Raw genomic sequence first — 19,408 nt, 5'->3', positions numbered from 1 at the left:
CGATTTTACACCACTACATAAGACTATAACGAAGGCACGCACAGTCTATTGGTAACACAGTCACCCTAATTTTGAATAGGTGATCATGTGCATCTAATTCTTTGCAATAGGAATTTTACATACTCCCAAAGTTGAAAAGTTCTCAGTATGTCAGTCAATGTAGCTGTCGCTTGTTTCGAAGCAATTATAGAAAGGTGCATCTTTAGAATTGCGAGCAAGCAGGTATCCATGGATATTTTTACAAAAATCAAGCTCCGATATGAGCGAATCTAGCAACACAATTTAAGCCCTCGATATGTGCATAATATTAGTTAATCAAAAAGGTGAATGTATAAGGAGTGTCATAATCAATGAAGGATTTTGGAATAAAAGAAAGTATACTGTTTCAGCTAGATATGTGCTGGCAGCTTTATCTTTATCATACGGACAACATAGGGGAGGAAGAGGCTCATTGGTCATTCAATCCCAAAGGGTTACAGGTGAGAAAGAAAGATGGTAAATGGTGTATAGATTGGCCTGAAACCGAAAGCTATGAGATTGGACCGTCTAGTATTGCATGGATAATGTGGCATATCATTTATTGGTGGAGTATTGCATTAGATAAAAACTTTGGAGAAGGCACTTTAGAAAAAGAAGATATCCTTTGGCCGGGAAGTGTTGAAAAGGCAAAAGCAACCATAGAGTCATTACATAATAAATGGATATCCAGATTAAATGATTTGTCCGACGAAGATTTTCAATTAAAACATTATGCTAAATGGCCGTTAGAAGATACGAACTTTGCCAATATTGCACTTTGGCTGAATGCAGAATTAATGAAAAATGCAGCGGAAATAGGTTATGGACGATTTTTATATGAAGCGTATAGAAAACATGGATTCAAATAGGCGCATTTAGCATTTTACGTGTTATTGTCTTTAAAACAACGCATAAAAGAGTATTGGCCCAATTTCCCTTACGGAACGGAAATTGGGTCAAAGTTTTAATTTTATTGCTTTCTCATTTGGTGTCTTTCTATCAAATCTAAGCTAAAAAATAAGAGTTCTAAAACATATGTAAAAACTAAGCCTCATAAAGAGATAGAAAAAACTAATTGAAGATTATCAAAACAGTAGGCTTAAGCTTAATAACTTGTGCCTGATAATATATAGCAGGCGATATCACTGTAGCTATCGAGTAGGCTTAGTATTTAGCAATAAATCCGACTTATTCCAACCTGGTATATTACTCGTCTGAATAGCATGGAAAAGCCGTTCCTTAAGTCCATGGTTTTCAGAGTTCAGGGTTTTTATTAACTCCTTTGTATATTGGCGCTTGGTATAACCATCAACTGGACACGGATTTTTAATGACTGGCAGGTTATATGCATTGCGGAAGCCCTTTATGTCTGCCTCATGTACATATATTAGCGGTCTGATTAAGGTTATATCTGATTTGCTAAGATATGTAACAGGAGAAAAGCAGTAGAATCTTCCTTCATAAATCAAGGACATCATCATGGTTTCTATTACATCATCATAATGGTGGGCATATGCTTCTTTATTGCAACCAAGCTCCTTTGCTTTGATGTTAAATGCGCCTTTGCGCATCTTGGCGCAGAGGGAGCAGGGGTTTGTCTCCTTTCGGTGCGAAAAAATAATATCAGCTATTTGTGTTTCTACTACTGTATAATTAACACCAAGCTCTTTGCAAAGTTGCTCAACGGGTGAAAAATCCATATTCTTAAAGCCCATGCTGACCGTTATCGCTTCAATATCAAACTTTTTTGGATAGAAACGCCTTAAATGAGATAAAGCATACAACAGTGTCAGACTGTCCTTGCCACCGGAGATTCCAATAGCAATTTTATCCCCATCATCAATCATGTTATAATCATCCAGTGCTCTACGTGTATAACTAAGCAGCTTTTTCAATTTCATAAAATCATGCCTTTCTTAATAACTTGCATAAATCAGGCTCAAATTGCTCATATTAACTTCCTTTTGAAGCCAATGAATAATTATAGCACATATATTTTGCTAAGAAAACATAAAACATTTACCTTGAGGGTGTAAGTTTGCTGTAGGTTTAAAATTGCCTGTTTCAACCCAAAATGCAAGTAGCTTAGAATATATAACTGTGTTTTGTCAACTAGAAATGCATCAAAATGACAAGAAAAATGCAGCACCCAAGCAATCCAATTTTGTTAATATAAGGTATGAATTTTTATCGTACTTTCATCAAGGAGTTCTCTAAACGATTACTTGAACCTTCAAATACAATTAAGTGGCTGTGATGAATAATTCTATCAATGATTGCGCTTGTTAGCTTTTCATCGTAGAAAATACTGTTCCATTGTAAGCGGTAAATAATACCCACATTTAAATGCAAACAGGCTTATGAGATAATCTCTCCAGAAAATATACTGGAGGTATAACTTTATGACCAAAGCAGATCTTTATCAAAAATGGGCATCCATAATTGCAGAGTACAAATCCAGCGGACAGACGCAAACTTCATTTTGCAAATCCGCGGGGATAAGTCTTCGTCAGTTAAGCTACTGGTTGAGAAAAGAAAGACAAAACGGAATCATACAATCAGAATCTCCCAAATGGATTCCGGTAGAAGTAGATCATAAAGAGCATACAGGCAAAGGCCAATCAATCGAAATCAAATTTGGCCCAGCTGAAGTTCAAGTCAAACCAGGCTTTGACCAGAAGCATCTGTTGGATGTGCTAATGGTGCTGAGGGAATTATGCTGAGCATAGCCGGCACCGACAAGGTCTACCTTGCCTGTGGAAGTACCGACATGCGTAAGTCTATCGATGGCCTGGCTGCCATCGTCCAGCAAAGCTTCGCATTAGACCCCTTCTCGTCTTGTCTATTTGTGTTCTGCAATAAAAAACGTGATAAGCTTAAAATCCTCCAATGGGAACATAATGGTTTCTGGCTATATTACCGGAGGCTTGAAAAAGGCAAATTCCAATGGCCTAAAGAAAGTTGCGGCACTCCAATGAAGGTTGGTGTCCGTGAACTGGGTTGGCTGCTGGATGGACTATCCTTGGAGCAGAAGCAGGCACACAAAAAAGTGACAGTAAGTGCAGTAATATGAATACTTTCAAGACAAAAATATTTATATTTTTTATCATTTTCCTGGAAAAAACCGTAGAAAAATGATATAATAAAATTATGGAAAACACAGTGAAATCAACGGTTACAATAGAAAAACTCCAAACAGAAATTGAAATATTGAAGCAGGAAAAAGCCGAGCTTGAAGCAAAACTCAAATGGTTTGAAGAACAATTCCGGCTGCATCAGCATAAGCTTTTTGGGCGTTCAAGTGAAAAGACGGAAGTCCCTGAACAGCTAAATCTTTTCAACGAGGCGGAATCAGAAGCCAAGCCTGCAGTTCCCGAACCAACATTAGAGGAAATTACATATAAACGTCGTAAAAAGCAGGGGCACAGAGAAGAAATGCTTAAAGACATTCCTGTAGAGACCATAGAGTATCGCTTGCCTGAAGAAGAGCAGGTTTGTGATTGCTGTGGCGGCAAACTGCATGAAATGAGCAAGGAAGTAAGGCGGGAAATAGAAATTATTCCGGCTCAGGTGCGTGTAAAGGAACATGTGCAGTATGTATATGGCTGCCGTAATTGCGAGAAGAATGAAATATCTACACCGATAGTAACAGCCCCAATGCCAAAGCCGGCACTTCCTGGAAGCCTGGCTTCGGCATCCGCCATAGCTCATGTAATGACGGAGAAATTTGTAAAAGGGCTTCCTCTTTATCGTCAAGAGCAGGACTGGGAGAGGATGGGGATTGAAATATCCAGGCAAACCATGGCGAACTGGATGATACAAAGCTCCGACAGGTGGCTGCGGCCGATATATGAACGAATGCGGGAACACTTGCAGCAAAGGGACATCCTCCATTCCGATGATACTACCCTCCAAGTACTCAAGGAACCCGGGCGAGCCGCAGATTCAACCTCCTACATGTGGCTATACCGGACCGGCCGGGAAGGGCCTCCGATTATTCTTTATGACTACCAAACTACCAGGGCTGGCAAACATCCTAAAAAATTTCTTGAAGGATTCAAAGGTTACCTTCATACGGATGGGTATGATGGTTATAGTGGCATGCCCGGAATCATCCAGGTTGGTTGCTGGGCACATGCAAGGCGTTATTTTGTCGACGCCTTAAAAGCCATGCCTCCAAAAAAAGATGACAAGCCCACAGTAACAGAAGAAGGTTTGGCATTTTGCAATAACTTGTTTGAGATAGAAAAAATGCTTCATGATGTTACACCGGAAGAAAGATATGAGGGCCGATTGAAACACAGCCGACCAGTGCTTGATAAATTCAAGGAATGGCTCAAATACTGGAGTCCAAGAGTAACTCCCAAAAGTTCATTAGGAAAAGCAATCCAATACTGCCGGAACCAGTGGGACAAGCTGGAGGCCTTTATGCTGGACGGCAGGCTAGAGATTGATAACAACCGAAGTGAACGGTCGATAAAGCCTTTTGTAATCGGGAGGAAGAATTGGCTGTTTAGCAACACGCCTAAAGGAGCCAATGCCAGCGCAACAATTTACAGTATTGTGGAGACGGCAAAAGAGAATGGGTTGAACCCGTTTGAATATCTTACTTATCTCTTTGAACGTCTACCGAATATAAATATCAAGGATCAACATGCATTAGACACCTTGTTGCCATGGTCAGCAAATCTTCCGGGTCATTGCAAAGTGCCCAATAAATAATATATATTATGCCCCTGCTAAATCAAAGGTGGGGGCTATTTGACGCTTACAAGTAGGTAATATATTTACGCTTTGAAGGTGATAGGGTCAAGGAGGTCGGATAAGTTTCACATTTTTATAGCCGATTTTATAGGCGCTATAATGAATGAATGTAAGAATTCAATGGAAATATAAATTATAGAAATTGGAAACAGTAAGCAAATAGGAGATTATATGAAAGGAATAAAAAAGTTTTTTCAGATAACTTTAGTTATTTTAATAATATTCTTATTACTTGTATTTTTTATACCATCCAGAACACCACAAATTGAAGGGAATAACAGTGTTGCATCAATTCAAAAGGTGGAAATAGGTGGAATAGAGCAGTATATAATGGTAAGAGGTAGAGATATTAATAATCCAATACTTCTATTTTTACATGGAGGACCAGGATACGCACAAATCTCATATGCAAGAAAATATCAGGAGAAACTGGAGGATAGCTTTATTGTTGTCAATTGGGATCAAAGAGGAGCTGGAAAGACATTTTCCTTTAATATCCCTAAAGAAACGATGAACAGAGAGCAGTTTATTAAAGACTGTAAAGAACTGATAGACTATCTATGTAAGAAGTTTAACAAAGAAAAAATATATTTAGCCGGTCATTCCTGGGGGAGTGAATTAGGCTTATATATCGTAGATCGGTATCCGGAAAAAATCACTGCATTTATAAGTATTGGACAAGTAGTAAATGGGATTGATAATGATGTGATTTCTTATGACTTTGTTTTTGAGATGGCTCAAAAAGAGAATAATAAAAAAGCATTAGAGGATTTGAAGAAAATCGGACGGCCACCATACAAAAACATAGTTAGAGATACGATGACACAAAGAAAATGGCTTGGGAAATATGGGGGTGTGGAAAGAAAGATAAATACCTTAAAAGATATCATTCTCTCAAGTATTTTTTCTCCTGAATATACAGGCATTGATGGACTAAAATTTGCTTTGGGAAGTAAATTTACCGTAGATACCATGTGGGGACATTATAGTGACGTAGATTTCATAAGAGATCTACCTGAAGTGAAAGTACCCATTTACTTTTGTGTAGGCAGATATGATTATAATACTCCTTCTATTTTGGTAGAAAATTATTATAATTATATAACCGCTCCTAAAAAAGAAATCATATGGTTTGAAGAATCAGCACATTTCCCTCATTTTGAGGAACCTGAAAAATTCGCCCAATTAGCTGTACGGATAAAAGAAAATAATGAATAATAATCATTACCACTGTTTTCTAGTAAAATGATGTATAGAAAACTAAAAGCCGAAAAGGTATTGACGTTGGATAGAACATAATGTAGTACGAAACTTCAGATATGATTAACTTGACGGCTAATCGATATATTTGAGTTCAGTTATTTTTAGATGGAATATTGCAGATTTAGTGTTATAATCTGCTAGGAGATGATTATGGGGGAACTAGTTTATGGCATACCAAAACTATAAGAATATGAGATATTGACCTTAACATGATTTTATGGACATAAAAAACCTCTATGCTGTGTCCGATTAATTTGCTTGATCATCATTATTTTAATGGGTTGATGTAATATATTTACACCTTAAAGATGATCGGGTCAAGGATACAGGATAAATCTTACATATTTACAGTCGATTTCATAATAAATTGTTGTTATAATGAACAATATAAGTTTCAATGGAAGTATAAACTCAGGAGGACTACCATGAATGGATTTCATACATTAATGTACCATGAAATAATTGATAGAGAAGGATACGACAGACAGCAATACAAAGGGATCAAAGTAAAACAAGATTATCACGATGTTCTTCCTGAAGAGCTTTTTTGCTTTAAGGATGAATTTGAAAAACAGATGGCCTATCTATATGAGAATGGATATACTACTCTGACAATAAAGCAAGTGATTGATTTTTATTATAATGACAAACCAATCCCAGAAAAGTCTGTTCTTCTGACTTTTGATGATGCTTACAAATCGGTGCTGTTAAATGCTTATCCAATTCTGAAGAAATATAATTTTAATGCGGTTAGTTTCGTAGTATTAGGCTGGCTTTTTGATGAAGCACAAGAGTATACGAAGGATTACTCCGTTTGCATGTCCAAGGATGAGCTTTTAAGCATGGACGACGTCTTTGAATACTGTAATCATACTAATTTGCTTCATACTAGAAAAGGAATGGAATCTGCTTTACAAACTGAAGACAAAGATATCATCCTGGAGGACTTAAACAGGTGCGAAGCCTTTGTTACAACAAAGAAGGTATTTGCATATCCTTTTGGCCTCTATAAAAAGGAGAACATAGACTGGTTAATGGAATTTGGCACCCTTCTTGCTTTTACTTCTTTTGACGGTTTCAACACGAAGGAAACGAATCCCTTGGAGCTTCATAGAAATGCATGCCTGCTTCAATATAGTATCGATGATTTTATAAAAATGCTGGAGGTATAAAGTTCCTTTATTTCATTGGGTGCCGGAAGGAAGTGAATAGAAGGACATTCAGGTTCCGAACTCAAACGGAGTGAGGGGATTAGATGGTGTCTAATCTGGCAACTTAACCGATTTAATAGGGTGAAGTGAGGGGATTGGATGGTAAGATAAAGGGGGTCAATTATATTGGACAAAGAATGGTCGGAAATGAACAAGGCAATGCAAAAGCAGCTGTGCAAGGCATCGTTCCCGGAAGGAATAAATACGCTTTTGCAGCTTCGGGAAACACTGATGCAGGAGGCTGTTTCCTGGAGAGATGAGCTGGAAGAAAAAGATTATTACGCAATTCCATTTATAAATGCCGAAGGTTATCATAGCAAGACTATTGCATATTCCCTGTGGCACATCTTCAGAATTGAGGATATTGTCGTTAATACGTTGATTAAAAATGACGGGCAGGTTTTCTTTAAGGGGAATTATCAGAAGAGAATGAATTCACCTATTATTACAACAGGAAATGAGCTTGTAAAAGAACAGATTTCCGAATTTTCAAAGTGCTTGAATTTGGATGCTTTGTATGAATATATCGCAGCAGTGAAAGCATCCACTGATGAATGGCTGAAATCAATTGATTCCGCTGAGCTTAGAAGAAAGTTTGGTGAAACGGATAAACGTAGAATCCTGGACCTGAATGTTGTAAGTTCAGATGAACGGGCAATATGGCTGGTTGATTACTGGTGCAATAAGGATGTCAAGGGACTGATACAAATGCCTTTATCAAGACACTGGATTATGCATGTGGAGGCAAGCCTTCGGATTAAGAATAGGATTAAGAGGTAACAGGAAGCGATATACATATGGCATTGTTTTGTGGTAATTCCGCCCACTGGTTTATACCCTCGATATGCGTTCATAGGAACAAGTCGTGGGTATATTTTTGTGGCAAAATGAGCATAAAAATTGGGAAAGGTAAGAGATAGGATGTATGAGTCATTCAATAAATGCATTCTTATATCCTAAATTTACTTATGCTTCTTGCAAGTTTTGCCGAATTTGTCTACAATCAAAATTATGTTTTTACCTATAAAAGCTATTTCGTTGGAAAAATATATTTAGTTTTGTTAGTGTTAAAAGCAATATTATTTACTTTAATTTTAATATACAGGGAGTTTAATTATGAAAGAAAAGCTTGGTTTTAAATCGAATTTATTAATAGGGTCATTATTATTTGGGCTATTTTTTGGGGCAGGCAATTTGATATTTCCTGTTCAAATGGGGCAGTTGGCCGGTAAAAACACATTACATGCGACAATTGGATTTTTAATTACCGGAGTAGGGCTTCCATTGTTAGGAGTTATTGCAGCAACCCTTGCTCAAAGCGTAAATTTATTTGATTTAGCAAAGCCTGTTGGCAGGATATATCCAGTTTTATTTACATGTATGCTGTATTTAACCATTGGACCTTTATTTGCTATTCCACGCACTGCAACTGTTGCATTTGAGGTAGGTTTGAACCCTTTTATTGATGAGAAACATCTTCAAATTGGATTATTTGTATTTTCATTAATCTTCTTTGCTGTTACCCTTTATTTTTCACTTAAGCCGGGAAGGATTCTGGATTGGGTTGGCAAATATCTTACTCCTATTTTTGTGGTACTTTTATCAATATTGTTAATTGCGACGTATGTAAGTCCCATGGGACAAGCAAGTCAATATGCACCACAGAGGGATTACATTGCTAAACCATTTTTCACAGGGTTATTAAATGGGTATAACACCATGGATGCTTTAGCTTCCCTGGCTTTTGCAATTGTTATTATTTCAAATATTGAGAGATTAGGAGTAAAAAATCCAAAACGGAAAGCAATTGAAACCTGTAAGTCTGGTTTAGTGTGTCTTGTTGGGATGAGCGCCATTTATGCATCATTAGCTTATATGGGAGCAACAAGCTTAGGCAGCGTCAGCAGTGCTGACAACGGAGGGAAAATTATGTCCATGGTTAGTGAGCATTATTTTGGTTTCATAGGTAAAGTATTGCTGGCTGCAATAGTAACGGTTGCCTGTTTGAAAACAGCAATAGGTTTAATTACTTCATGCTCTCAGATGTTTAACGAAATGTTTCCAAAATCAATCTCATACAATAAATATGCTTTAATATTTACCTTTTTTTCTTTTATAATTGCTAATTTTGGATTAAATAAAATCATCCAGCTGTCTTTGCCTGTACTTATGTTTCTCTATCCACTGGCAATTGTTTTGATCATATTATCATTATTAACGCCAATTATCAATAAGCAAAGAGAGATATATAGGTGGACAACTACATTAACAGTTATTGCAGCATCTTTCGATTTTTGTAATGCATTACCGGCAGGTTTGAAAGAAACCCCAATTATTAAGGCCATAATTGATTTTGCTCACATGTATTTGCCGGGATTTGACTATGGATTTGGTTGGATCATACCAGCACTAGGGGGATTTGTTATAGGAGCAATTATATGTAGAGCTCACGCCAAAGCTGGCAACAAGAATATGTAGCATAATTCTACAATCAGTTCTGTATGTATATTTTTTGATAAACTCACAAAGAAATCCGGAACTGTTAGAGAATTGGTAATTGTTGTGATATAATAACATTTTTAAGAGCAGAGAGTTTCTTTAATGTTGCAACAAACATTGAGGAAATGGATGTTGTGCCATCAACAGCAAAAAAGATAATCGAATCATATGGCGGGAAATCACTCCATGAACAGTCCCATGGGGAATCATTCCTTTCGCTTTTCTTAAACAGGTTCAGAGGAAATGGGTTTTACATTTTAGATGAACCAGAAGCTGCTCTTTCAGTGCAAAGGCAATTAACGTTTGTTTCCCGTTTACATGAGCTGGTTAAAAATAATTCTCAGTTTGTGATGGCGACCCATTCCCCGATCATATTATCTTATCCCAATTCGATAATATATGAAATAGGAGAATGCGGCTTAAATATAGTAAAATATGAGGATACAGAACAATTTCAATTCATGAAGCTATTTGTAAACAATTATCCCAGTATCCTTAAAAGAATAATGGATTGAAGCAAAGCTTAGGGCGTGCCTGTTTTTACCCTCTATTGAATTTGCTTAATTTATTATACCTTATCGATGACAGACTTCATATTTATGAATTTCATCAGATGATAATTACGTTTAAACAGGAAATTAGCATCATTTCAAGAGGAAGGACCCTTTGTGTTGGAATGCCGCAGATAATTTATTATTGGATGTGGTAAAGTATGTTCTTTATTTTAAACTAATGATAAAATTAGATGCATGACTATTTTTGGCATATATTGATTCAAACAAAGGGGGAGCTAAGTATGAAAAGGTTTTTAAGTGTTATTATTGTGGCTGTTATTATGGTTTCTGTTCTTCCTGTTTCTCATGTTTCGGCTTATGTGACTGGAACGGTTGGACAATACAATACCATTAGTGCAGGTGGAGACCATTCAATGGTGATAAAAACCGACGGCACGCTATGGGCATGGGGGAGCGTTGGATATGGCCAGCTTGGCACCGATATGAGATTCGATTATAGACCCTTTATGGGCTTTGCATGGCAGATAGTTCCGGATAAGGTAATGGATGATGTAATTTCGGTAAGCGCGGGCGATGGTTTTACCATGGCGATAAAGAATGATCATACACTTTGGGCGTGGGGAAGTAATACTTTATATGATCTAGGCAACGACGGTGAGAGCAATGTAAATAATATGGACAAATATGGCCGTGAGTATAGTTACCAGACCATACCAATAAAGATTATGGATGATGTGGAGGCAGTGAGCGCTGGTTATAACCATACCATGGCGATAAAAACCGACGGCACACTATGGGCGTGGGGTCACAACGATTACGGTCAGTTTGGCAATAATGAAATCGGTAATTTTAGCGATGAAGGACATAGAATACAAACCACTCCTGTAAAAATAATGGATGATGTTGCTTCAGTCAGCACAGCTTACCGGGTTACCATGATCATCAAAACCGACGGTACATTATGGGCTTGCGGCAATAATCAATACGGCCAGATTGGCAATGGTGGAAGCGGTATACAGACAACTCCGGTAAAAATAATGGATAATGTGGTTTCGGTAAGCACAAGCGGGTACCATACCATGGCGATAAAAAACGACGGTTCACTTTGGGCATGGGGTAAAAATGAATATCATGAACTGGGCAATGGAAAAGGTGGAACTATATCTAAAAAGCATGAATACTACGAAGATATTTATGTGCAAGAGCCTATTTATGAAAGAAAGCCTGTAAAAATCATGGACAATGTTGCTGCGGTAAGTGCAGGCTATGGCTTTACCATGGCCATAAAGACCGATGGAACGCTTTGGGCGTGGGGACTTAATGATCGCGGCCAGCTTGGCAATGGTGGTAAAGGAGACATTAAAAATGATAATACTGTTGTGCAGACCAAGCCGGTGAAAATAATGGATAATGTGGCTTCGGTAAGCGCAAGTCAACATCATGTTTTGGCAGTGACGATGGATGGCACGCTTAGGTCATGGGGTTTAAATGATAGTGGACAGCTTGGATATAACGGTGTTACTGATATATCAAAATGGGGTGATTACTATCAGACAGTTCCCAAAAAGGTTATGAGCGGTGTCGATGCCGACAGAGCCATTGCCAAACCCTCAACCTCAGCTGTCCTTGTTGATGGAAGAAAAATATCCTTTGACGCGTATACTATAAACGGTAGCAACTATTTTAAACTGCGTGACCTTGCAGCCGTTTTGAGTGGATCGGAGAAACAGTTTGACGTGACTTGGGATAATGCAAACAAAGCAATCAACCTCATATCAGGAAAGCCATACACTACGGTAGGCGGAGAGTTGACTGCCGGCGATGGTAAATCTAAAATTGTTGCGCGCAGTAAATCGAAGATATATACGGATGGGGTGCCGGTTGCACTTCGGGCCTATACCATCAACGGCAATAACTACTTCAAGCTGCGTGATGTTGCGAAGGTATTTAACTTTAGTGTTGAGTGGGATGGAAAAACCAATACAATCGTACTTGACACATCGGAAAATTATGTGGACTAAAATCGGTCTGGATTCAGCTAATTGAAATGGATGGTTGATGTACATCCATCATTAGCTGAATTCATTCCTGAACTATATAAATGTGACAACGAATAAGAAATATTGATTTAAGGAGAAGGTCTGTGGGAATGGGAATTATAATATGTGGCTTAAATGGCTCCGGAAAAAGTACATTGGGAAAAGCCCTTGCAGAGAAGTTAAACTACAATTTTATTGATATAGAAGACCTATATTTCAGCAAGACAGATCAAAATTATATCTACGCCTCTCCACGTACGCGAGAAGAGGTTGAAAAGCTCCTTCTATGTGAAATTAAAGCAAATGAAAATTTCGTTCTTGCGTCTGTAAAAGGTGATTATGGAGAAGCTATTTATCCGTTCTTACAGTATATTGTATTGATTGATGTTCCAAAAGACATACGCATGCAGCGTGTTAAAAATCGTTCTTTTCAGAAATTCGGCAGCCGAATGATGCCAGGCGGGGATTTATATGAGCAAGAAAAACGATTCTTTGATCTTGTTGAGTCCAGAACTGAAAGTATGGTTGAAGAATGGGTAAATACTATTAATTGCCCTGTCATTCGAGTTGACGGAACCAAACCTATTGAAGAAAACTTAAGTTATATCATAGGGCAAATATCACGATAAAATCTAGCTTGCTCTCTACACCTTTTAATAGTACGAATGCCCGATATGATGGAAACATTGTTACTAGCTTTCAAGAACTTGCTGGTATGTTGATTAAGCAGCGTTAATTGGCTTGAGGTAGAGGCCGGTCCTGTGTCCTGGTACTTTGATATTTCCACTAAAACCTGGTGAAAGCAGGGTTAATGAAATTGGTTGGAAATTATCCATATGGGGGGTTATAAAATGAGAACCAAACAGGAATATTACGAGTTGATTTTGAAAAATCGGGAACTTGTCAAAGATCCGGAAGTACTTAGGTGTACATGTACACAGACACTTTGCGAATGGCATGGACGCTGCCGTGAATGCGTCGCATTGCATAGATATCATAAAGACCATGTCCCTGCCTGCTTACAATCATTTATAAACGATAAGCTTAAAGAGATTGTAAAAATTGGCGAATTGATAGCTGTTGAGAAAGAGCCGACGCCTATCGAATATAGAATGTATGTTAAGGAGCAAGATGAAAAGCTATCCAAAAGCTCAGAATAGTGTAAACATTGGAGGGAGTAGGTAATATGAAGGTTTTGGTAATAAGTGATGCCTCAGATACTAGCAAACTTGGGATGAAGATAAAACAAGAATTAAAGGATTTTCTTCAAAAGAATGGTCATAAGGTTTCCGTATATGACATTCAAACACAGGATATGCATCACTGTGTGGGCTGTTTCGGATGCTGGATCAAAACCCCGGGGGAATGTGTATACAAGGATATTAGCACTGATATAAACAAAGAATATATCGGAAGTAATATAGCCATATTTGTATCCCCGGTGAAATATGGTTGCTACACTCCGGCTATTCGAAGAACTCTGGATCGGATGCTACCCAATATCCTACCCTTTTTCAAAAAAGTCAATGGTGAGATGCATCATGCCCCCCGTTACAAGAAATATCCCAGATTCGTCGTATTTGGATACGGAGAAGATATTACCAGCGATGAGGAAGATACCTTTAGGTCCCTGTGCGATGCCAATGCAATGAACTTTCAGGTAAGAAAAGCTCAAACATATATCTGCAGAAATGAAACAGAACTGGAGGGCAGATTGAACTCTCTTGACAAGTATATAAGGAGTGTGAGGTGCAATGAATAAAGTATGTTTTGTAAATGGAAGCCCTAGAGGTAAAAATAGCGCATCTAAACGTCTGATTGATAAAGTGGTTGAAATGCTCGACAAGCAAACAACTCAAGTTCATGAAATTTGTGTTATGGAGAGTTTAAAGCATAACACAGCGGAAAAGGATTTTGCACTAATGAGGACAATGAACTCCATCATATTTGTATTCCCCCTCTATATTGATGCAATCCCATCAAGCCTGCTGGAGTATATGTATGCGTTTGATGAATATCTCACCAGCCATCCGCAAACAACAGAGTGCCTTCCTCCAAGAGTATACTCAATTATAAACAACGGTTTTCTCGAAGGGACACAGAATATTAATGCCCTTCAAATTATGGCTCACTATGCAAAACGGATTGGCTATAGGTGGAGATTTGGCATAGGCATTGGTGCCGGGGAATATATAAAGCAAAACATGGATGCAATCACGATGAATAATGGGTTAAATCGCAATATCTTCAATGCTTTGGTTAAACTAGCAACTGAGCTGGAAAGCCAGGAAATCATTCAACACAGCAATATTATGACAAACCCTTCAATGCCCAAGTTTCTCTATATGTTTTTAGCTAACCGTTACTGGACAGGTCAATCTAAAAGTTCAAGAAAAAGCTTATGCAAAAAAGTATGGACTGAGAGTTAAAATGATCATTGCTTAATTTATTTCAGTCGGGAAGAAGTAACTGAATATTATACAATTGAGGGCACATGGAAAGTTTTCCCATGTGCCACTTCGATGTAATTGACAAATTCGGCGTATTTTGGTATTTATTTGTATGGAAAGTAAGCGCTTAATATAAGTGCGCATAGAAGTTTATCCGTCCATATGAGATAATCCATCCAAAAGTCTTTAGACTTTTTCGAGTTTTTCGACTCTGACTAAAAAGTCTAGAATCTCTAAGGAGGCTATCTCAATATGGATAAAATCACAAATGCCAAAACTGAATTCCGACTCAAGCAGTGGAGCAAGATTATCCAAGCCTGCCAAACCAGTGGAATGACAGTTGTCAGTTGGTGCAGCCAGAACAATGTAAAAATTAAATCGTACTACTACTGGCTGCGAAGAATCCGCACCTTGGCGTGTGAGACCGGATCACTTGTACCTCAGAAACCGGAACAAGAAATTGTCCCAGTACCATTTCACCAGACAAAGGTATCTGCAGCAGTCACAATCCACTTGCCTTCTTTTTGTGTTGATATACATGACGGAACTTCCAGAGAAACCATCGAGGCAGTTCTGTCGGCATTGAAAAGCATATGTTAGGCGATATTACAAGGGCAGAAGATATCTACATTGTCTGCGGGTACTCAGACATGAGAAAGTCAATTGATGGATTAGCGGCTATTATCAAAGAGACATTTGGCATGGATCCCTTTTCTCCGAGCCTGTTCCTCTTCTGTGGGAGACGTCGTGATCGTCTCAAAGCTCTCTTCTGGGAAGGAGACGGTTTTGTACTGCTATATAAGCGTCTTGAGAATGGGAACTTTAAATGGCCCCGTACACCGGAGCAAGCAAGACGGCTTACCCAGCAGGAATTCCGGTGGCTGATGGAGGGTCTGACGATAGATCAACCCAAAGCAATACGAAAAGCAAGAACAGGCGAAATCTACTGATAAAAAAGTGCGTAAAAGTATTGATTTTACAGCATTTAAGCTGGATTTTTCAGGTGAAATATGGTACAATTATCTTATGCAAAAGATAAATTTTACAGGGCTTACGCCAGAACAAATTGAATATGTTTCCACTCTGGAAAAAATAGTGGAAAACCAGCAAATCCGTATCAACCAGCTTACAGAGCTTCTTATCAAATCCCAAAAAGCTCTATACGGCCAATCCAGCGAAAAGCGTCGTTATGTTTTAGGAGAAGACAACGATCAAATCTCACTTTTCAACGAAGCAGAGGTCGAAGCGAACAACAAAGCAGAAGAACCTACCGTACAGACAATTGTGGCTGCCCATACCAGAAAACCTAAAAGAACAAAGGAAGAACTGGCACAGACAGTTCCTGTAGTGGAGGTTGTTTGTGACCTTGACGAGGACAAGCGCTCTTGCGGTATTTGCCAGGCTGACCTTAGATATCTGGGCAAGGAGCATGTCAGGGATGAACTTGAGATTATCCCTGCCCAAGTAAGAGTATTGAGATACATTCGTTTTAATTATGTGTGTACCGTCTGCGAGAAGGAAACCGGAGATGCCAACATTGTCAAAGCGCCGGTTCCAGCCCCGGTCATGAAACGCAGCCTTGCTTCTGCCTCAACAGTTGCTTATGTTATGTATCAGAAATATGCCAACGGAATGCCTTTATACCGGCAGGAGAAAGACTGGGCAAATCAGGGGGTGACACTTTCCAGAGCCACCCTGGCAAACTGGATCATACGTCCAAGCCATGAATGGCTTGAACCAATGTACAATGCCATTCATAAGCACTTGATTTCCGAACCCCTGATTCATGCAGACGAAACTGTACTGCAGGTATTAAAAGAACCGGGACGGAAAGCAACGACAGAATCGCGGATGTGGGTCTACACTTCCGGGCGAAGTCCAACCCCGGCTGTTTTATTTGAATACCAACCGACACGATCCGGCCAGCATGCCCGAAGATTTCTTGAGGGTTTTTCGGGTTACCTTCAGACAGATGGCTATAGTGGCTACAATGCAGTGCCTGATGTTATACATTGTGGATGTTGGGCTCATTTACAACGCAAATTCGAAGAAGCAATTCCCCAGGGGGCTGACACTAAGACTTCCAAGGCGGCTATCGGATATGATTATTGTAACCGTCTGTTTGCCATGGACAAGAAATGGGAGGAACTATCCGCTGAAAGGCGGTATGAAGAACGACTTAAAAATATGAAACCCCTTCTTGATGAGTTCTGGGAATGGGTGCAACAACTAAATCCGCTGCCAAACTCCAATCTGGGGAAAGCGATCACATATGCATTGAATCAAAAGGAATCATTGAATCGTTTCCTGTTGGATGGACGAATCGAGCTTTCCAACAATCGAGCCGAAAATGCCATTCGTCCGTATGTCACAGGCAGGAAGAACTGGCTGTTTGCCGACACAACTCGCGGAGCCAAGGCCAGTGCTATTGTCTACAGCATGATAGAAACTGCCAAAGCAAATCAACTTAATCCATATATGTATTTGGTGCATCTACTGACAAATTTACCAAGCTTAAAGGAATTGACGCATGAATCTCTGACACCTTATCTACCGTGGTCACCTGAACTACCCTCCTGGTGCCGTAATGATTCATACAAGGCACCCTAAAATTAAGCGCTTACTATGGAAACGTTAATGTCTCTGCCAACCCAGCGATATTTTGGAATATTGAGAAGAGGTAAAAAGCTATGAATAAAGGCATAAGAATTATAAGCAATATAGTCTACGGTATAGGCGTGGCAACCGTTGTAAGTCTTGTCTGTATCGCATTTTTTGGTTCAAATCAAGTCACAAACCCTGATGCGATGCTTCCTATTACATGGAAAGAGCGAGCGTTTATATGGCTTACCTTTGGGGCAATACCCATGCTATTAGCGAGTATGGCGGTATATAAATTCAACGCGATAAAAAGAAGTATGCGCAAAAAACTATATTTCTTTTTAATCTTCTTGCCAGTCTTTATTTGTGGAGCCTGCGTGCTGTACATAATAGGATCGCTGATTGCCGGAATGGTGAGCATCTTATAGAACTCAATTTCATCAACTCGAACCATGGGAGTAGATATTATTGTCAAAAAAATAGGCTAAATATCATTGAACTTGAGTGAAAAATGATATTTAGCCTGTTCGATTATTAGAAAATATCATATTTAAAATATAATTTCTTGGATTTCTTATCAGTTAAAAATAAAGATGGAATGATCATTACCAAGCTGAGGACTAATGCCAACATAAAACCGTCATGGTAAGCGGTGGTCATGAGTGGAATCGTTGGTGTTTTACCTTGGAGCTCAAGGCTAACAACCGTTGCAAGCACTGCTGAACCAAACGCGCCACCAATGTTTTGCACCAGCCGGGTTCCGACACTGGCTTGTGCGATTTCTTGTTTGACCATGCCTGTGTACGCGTCTGTCATCATCGGCATGGTGACACCTCCGATGCCTATGCCGCGTATAAGCAAGACAACACCCACAACAATGAGAGAAGATGCCTCATTGAAAAAGACAAATGGAATGGTGCCTATGATGGCTAATGCCAAACTTACCAGGACAACATTACGTGCGCCTAACTTATCAGTTAGCTTGCCAATCAATGGGCGGGCAACTAACATACCGATACCTTGCGGAATTAACATCAATCCGGTGCTCAAGACTGAGAAGCCTTTAATGTTCTGGAAAAACAATGGCAATAGCAACATTGGACCATTGGTGGCAATCCCTGCAAGGAACAAGCCAACTATGACAGCACTGAAGTTTTTTAATTTAAACAAGTGTAATGGTAGAATTGCCTGTTCCTTTTTGATAGCAGCGTAAGCAATGTAGATGGCTAAAATTACGATACCGGCAACAACACAAGAAATAGTCATGACGTTGTTAAAAGTGGCATTCTTTGACGCTTGCGTAATTCCATAAATCAAAGATGCTGAACTGATGCCTAATAAAGCGATACCAATGAAGTCGAATTTGGCTTTTGAATTTGCCGGTGTGAAGTCAGGTAGCTTCAAAAACATTAAAGTGATGGCAAGAATACCAATTGGGATGTTGACAAAGAAAATGTAACGCCATGACAAGAATTGGACAATCACAGCCCCGATAACCGGGCCAAGGATTGGTCCCAGAATCATTGGGATACCAATGGTCGACATCACTCGTCCCATTCGCTCTCTTCCAGCGACTTCAATAGCCAAAGTAGTCACCAATGTCATAATAAAACCGGCGCTTATGCCTTGAACAATACGGGAAATAATCAACAAATAGATATTCCAACTAAGTCCGCAAGCAATCGAGGTAGCTAAGAATACTATATTAGTGCTGATCATTAACCATTTACCGTTAAATCTTTGAACCATCCAACCTGCAAGTGGTACTGAAATTGCCATAGCCAACACATAACCTGTAATTACCCATTGAATTGAGTCAAGTCCGGTACTGAAATTATTACTTAAGTGCTTGATTGCAATATTTACCATTGTTGAATCAAGCAGGGGCATAATTGCCCCAAGCACTAAAATCCAGGAAATGTTCATGATACTCTTTGGAATTGGCTCAAGTTCTAGGGTTCTTTCATTATTATCTGTCATAAAAATCCTCCTTTAAAGTAAGTGTGCTTTTGCATTGATTTTTCACTTGACAAAGCAATGCCTGATGT

Annotated in this window: 21 protein-coding genes; 18 read left to right on the top strand and 3 right to left on the bottom strand. The window is 39.0% G+C overall.

Annotated elements, in window-relative coordinates; all coding sequences use genetic code 11:
• The first annotated feature begins 350 nt into the window (after window positions 1-350).
• Window positions 351-887, top strand: a complete 537-nt coding sequence (locus CDO33_RS12945; RefSeq protein ID WP_103083305.1) for a DinB family protein — start codon at window positions 351-353, stop codon at window positions 885-887.
• A gap of 282 nt (window positions 888-1,169) precedes the next feature.
• Here the strand turns inward: CDO33_RS12945 and CDO33_RS12940 are convergent, their stop codons facing one another.
• Together CDO33_RS12940 and CDO33_RS12935 are read right to left on the bottom strand one after the other, a co-directional pair.
• Entirely contained in the window at window positions 1,170-1,919 is a 750-nt protein-coding gene (locus CDO33_RS12940; RefSeq protein ID WP_103083306.1) for a tRNA 2-thiocytidine biosynthesis TtcA family protein, read from the bottom strand.
• A 286-nt stretch (window positions 1,920-2,205) separates the two neighbouring features.
• Window positions 2,206-2,358, bottom strand: coding sequence for an ATP-binding protein (locus CDO33_RS12935; RefSeq protein WP_274540115.1), 153 nt, complete (start codon window positions 2,356-2,358; stop codon window positions 2,206-2,208).
• Window positions 2,359-2,420: 62 nt separating this feature from the next.
• On the opposite strand from CDO33_RS12935, the gene tnpA (CDO33_RS12930) reads away from it, so the two are divergent.
• The 17 genes from tnpA (CDO33_RS12930) to CDO33_RS12845 all read left to right on the top strand — a co-directional run bounded on the left by tnpA (CDO33_RS12930) (window position 2,421) and on the right by CDO33_RS12845 (window position 17,788).
• Window positions 2,421-2,741, top strand: coding sequence for an IS66 family insertion sequence element accessory protein TnpA (gene tnpA, locus CDO33_RS12930; protein ID WP_028992632.1), 321 nt, complete (start codon window positions 2,421-2,423; stop codon window positions 2,739-2,741).
• Window positions 2,735-3,091 (top strand): IS66 family insertion sequence element accessory protein TnpB, encoded by a 357-nt coding sequence (gene tnpB, locus CDO33_RS12925; protein WP_028992631.1) that lies wholly within the window; start codon window positions 2,735-2,737, stop codon window positions 3,089-3,091. The genes tnpA (CDO33_RS12930) and tnpB (CDO33_RS12925) overlap by 7 nt, the downstream gene beginning before the upstream one ends.
• Before the next feature lie 77 nt (window positions 3,092-3,168).
• Window positions 3,169-4,740: an IS66 family transposase gene (gene tnpC / locus CDO33_RS12920; RefSeq protein WP_103089411.1), complete on the top strand. Its 1,572-nt coding sequence runs from the start codon at window positions 3,169-3,171 to the stop codon at window positions 4,738-4,740.
• 213 nt (window positions 4,741-4,953) lie between these two features.
• Complete coding sequence (locus CDO33_RS12915; protein ID WP_103083143.1) at window positions 4,954-6,000, top strand: alpha/beta fold hydrolase; 1,047 nt, start codon at window positions 4,954-4,956, stop codon at window positions 5,998-6,000.
• Window positions 6,001-6,470: 470 nt separating this feature from the next.
• On the top strand, window positions 6,471-7,217 hold the full coding sequence (locus tag CDO33_RS12910) for a polysaccharide deacetylase family protein (protein ID WP_103083142.1): 747 nt from the start codon (window positions 6,471-6,473) through the stop codon (window positions 7,215-7,217).
• A 165-nt stretch (window positions 7,218-7,382) separates the two neighbouring features.
• Entirely contained in the window at window positions 7,383-8,036 is a 654-nt protein-coding gene (locus tag CDO33_RS12905; protein ID WP_103083141.1) for a phage head-tail adapter protein, read from the top strand.
• A gap of 336 nt (window positions 8,037-8,372) precedes the next feature.
• Entirely contained in the window at window positions 8,373-9,734 is a 1,362-nt protein-coding gene (gene brnQ / locus CDO33_RS12895) for a branched-chain amino acid transport system II carrier protein (RefSeq protein WP_103083140.1), read from the top strand.
• Between the two features lie 146 nt (window positions 9,735-9,880).
• Window positions 9,881-10,270, top strand: a complete 390-nt coding sequence (locus tag CDO33_RS12890) for an AAA family ATPase (RefSeq protein WP_103083139.1) — start codon at window positions 9,881-9,883, stop codon at window positions 10,268-10,270.
• Between the two features lie 281 nt (window positions 10,271-10,551).
• A complete protein-coding gene (locus CDO33_RS12885) occupies window positions 10,552-12,291 on the top strand; it encodes an RCC1 domain-containing protein (protein ID WP_161496609.1) in 1,740 nt (579 codons plus the stop codon).
• A 128-nt stretch (window positions 12,292-12,419) separates the two neighbouring features.
• Window positions 12,420-12,938: an AAA family ATPase gene (locus CDO33_RS12880; protein ID WP_242973431.1), complete on the top strand. Its 519-nt coding sequence runs from the start codon at window positions 12,420-12,422 to the stop codon at window positions 12,936-12,938.
• Between the two features lie 222 nt (window positions 12,939-13,160).
• The gene (locus tag CDO33_RS12875) at window positions 13,161-13,469 is read left to right on the top strand and encodes a hypothetical protein (RefSeq protein ID WP_103083136.1); all 309 of its coding nucleotides are present in this window, start codon (window positions 13,161-13,163) and stop codon (window positions 13,467-13,469) included.
• 26 nt (window positions 13,470-13,495) lie between these two features.
• Window positions 13,496-14,071 (top strand): NAD(P)H-dependent oxidoreductase, encoded by a 576-nt coding sequence (locus tag CDO33_RS12870; protein WP_103083135.1) that lies wholly within the window; start codon window positions 13,496-13,498, stop codon window positions 14,069-14,071.
• Window positions 14,064-14,738: an NAD(P)H-dependent oxidoreductase gene (locus CDO33_RS12865; RefSeq protein WP_103083134.1), complete on the top strand. Its 675-nt coding sequence runs from the start codon at window positions 14,064-14,066 to the stop codon at window positions 14,736-14,738. Before CDO33_RS12870 ends, CDO33_RS12865 begins: the two co-directional genes overlap by 8 nt.
• 273 nt (window positions 14,739-15,011) lie before the next feature.
• Window positions 15,012-15,359: an IS66 family insertion sequence element accessory protein TnpA gene (gene tnpA / locus CDO33_RS12860; RefSeq protein ID WP_103083352.1), complete on the top strand. Its 348-nt coding sequence runs from the start codon at window positions 15,012-15,014 to the stop codon at window positions 15,357-15,359.
• Entirely contained in the window at window positions 15,353-15,709 is a 357-nt protein-coding gene (gene tnpB / locus CDO33_RS12855; protein ID WP_103083353.1) for an IS66 family insertion sequence element accessory protein TnpB, read from the top strand. The genes tnpA (CDO33_RS12860) and tnpB (CDO33_RS12855) overlap by 7 nt, the downstream gene beginning before the upstream one ends.
• Before the next feature lie 76 nt (window positions 15,710-15,785).
• A complete protein-coding gene (gene tnpC, locus CDO33_RS12850) occupies window positions 15,786-17,369 on the top strand; it encodes an IS66 family transposase (protein ID WP_103083333.1) in 1,584 nt (527 codons plus the stop codon).
• A gap of 80 nt (window positions 17,370-17,449) precedes the next feature.
• The gene (locus CDO33_RS12845; protein WP_103082854.1) at window positions 17,450-17,788 is read left to right on the top strand and encodes a hypothetical protein; all 339 of its coding nucleotides are present in this window, start codon (window positions 17,450-17,452) and stop codon (window positions 17,786-17,788) included.
• Window positions 17,789-17,894: 106 nt separating this feature from the next.
• On the opposite strand, the gene CDO33_RS12840 is transcribed toward CDO33_RS12845, so the two are convergent.
• The gene (locus CDO33_RS12840) at window positions 17,895-19,340 is read right to left on the bottom strand and encodes an MDR family MFS transporter (protein ID WP_103082853.1); all 1,446 of its coding nucleotides are present in this window, start codon (window positions 19,338-19,340) and stop codon (window positions 17,895-17,897) included.
• Between the last annotated feature and the right edge of the window lie 68 nt (window positions 19,341-19,408).

Source organism: Clostridium thermosuccinogenes (assembly GCF_002896855.1).
GTDB classification, from domain to species: Bacteria; Bacillota; Clostridia; order Acetivibrionales; family DSM-5807; genus Pseudoclostridium; species Pseudoclostridium thermosuccinogenes.
This window is presented reverse-complemented; position numbering and strand designations above follow the sequence as displayed.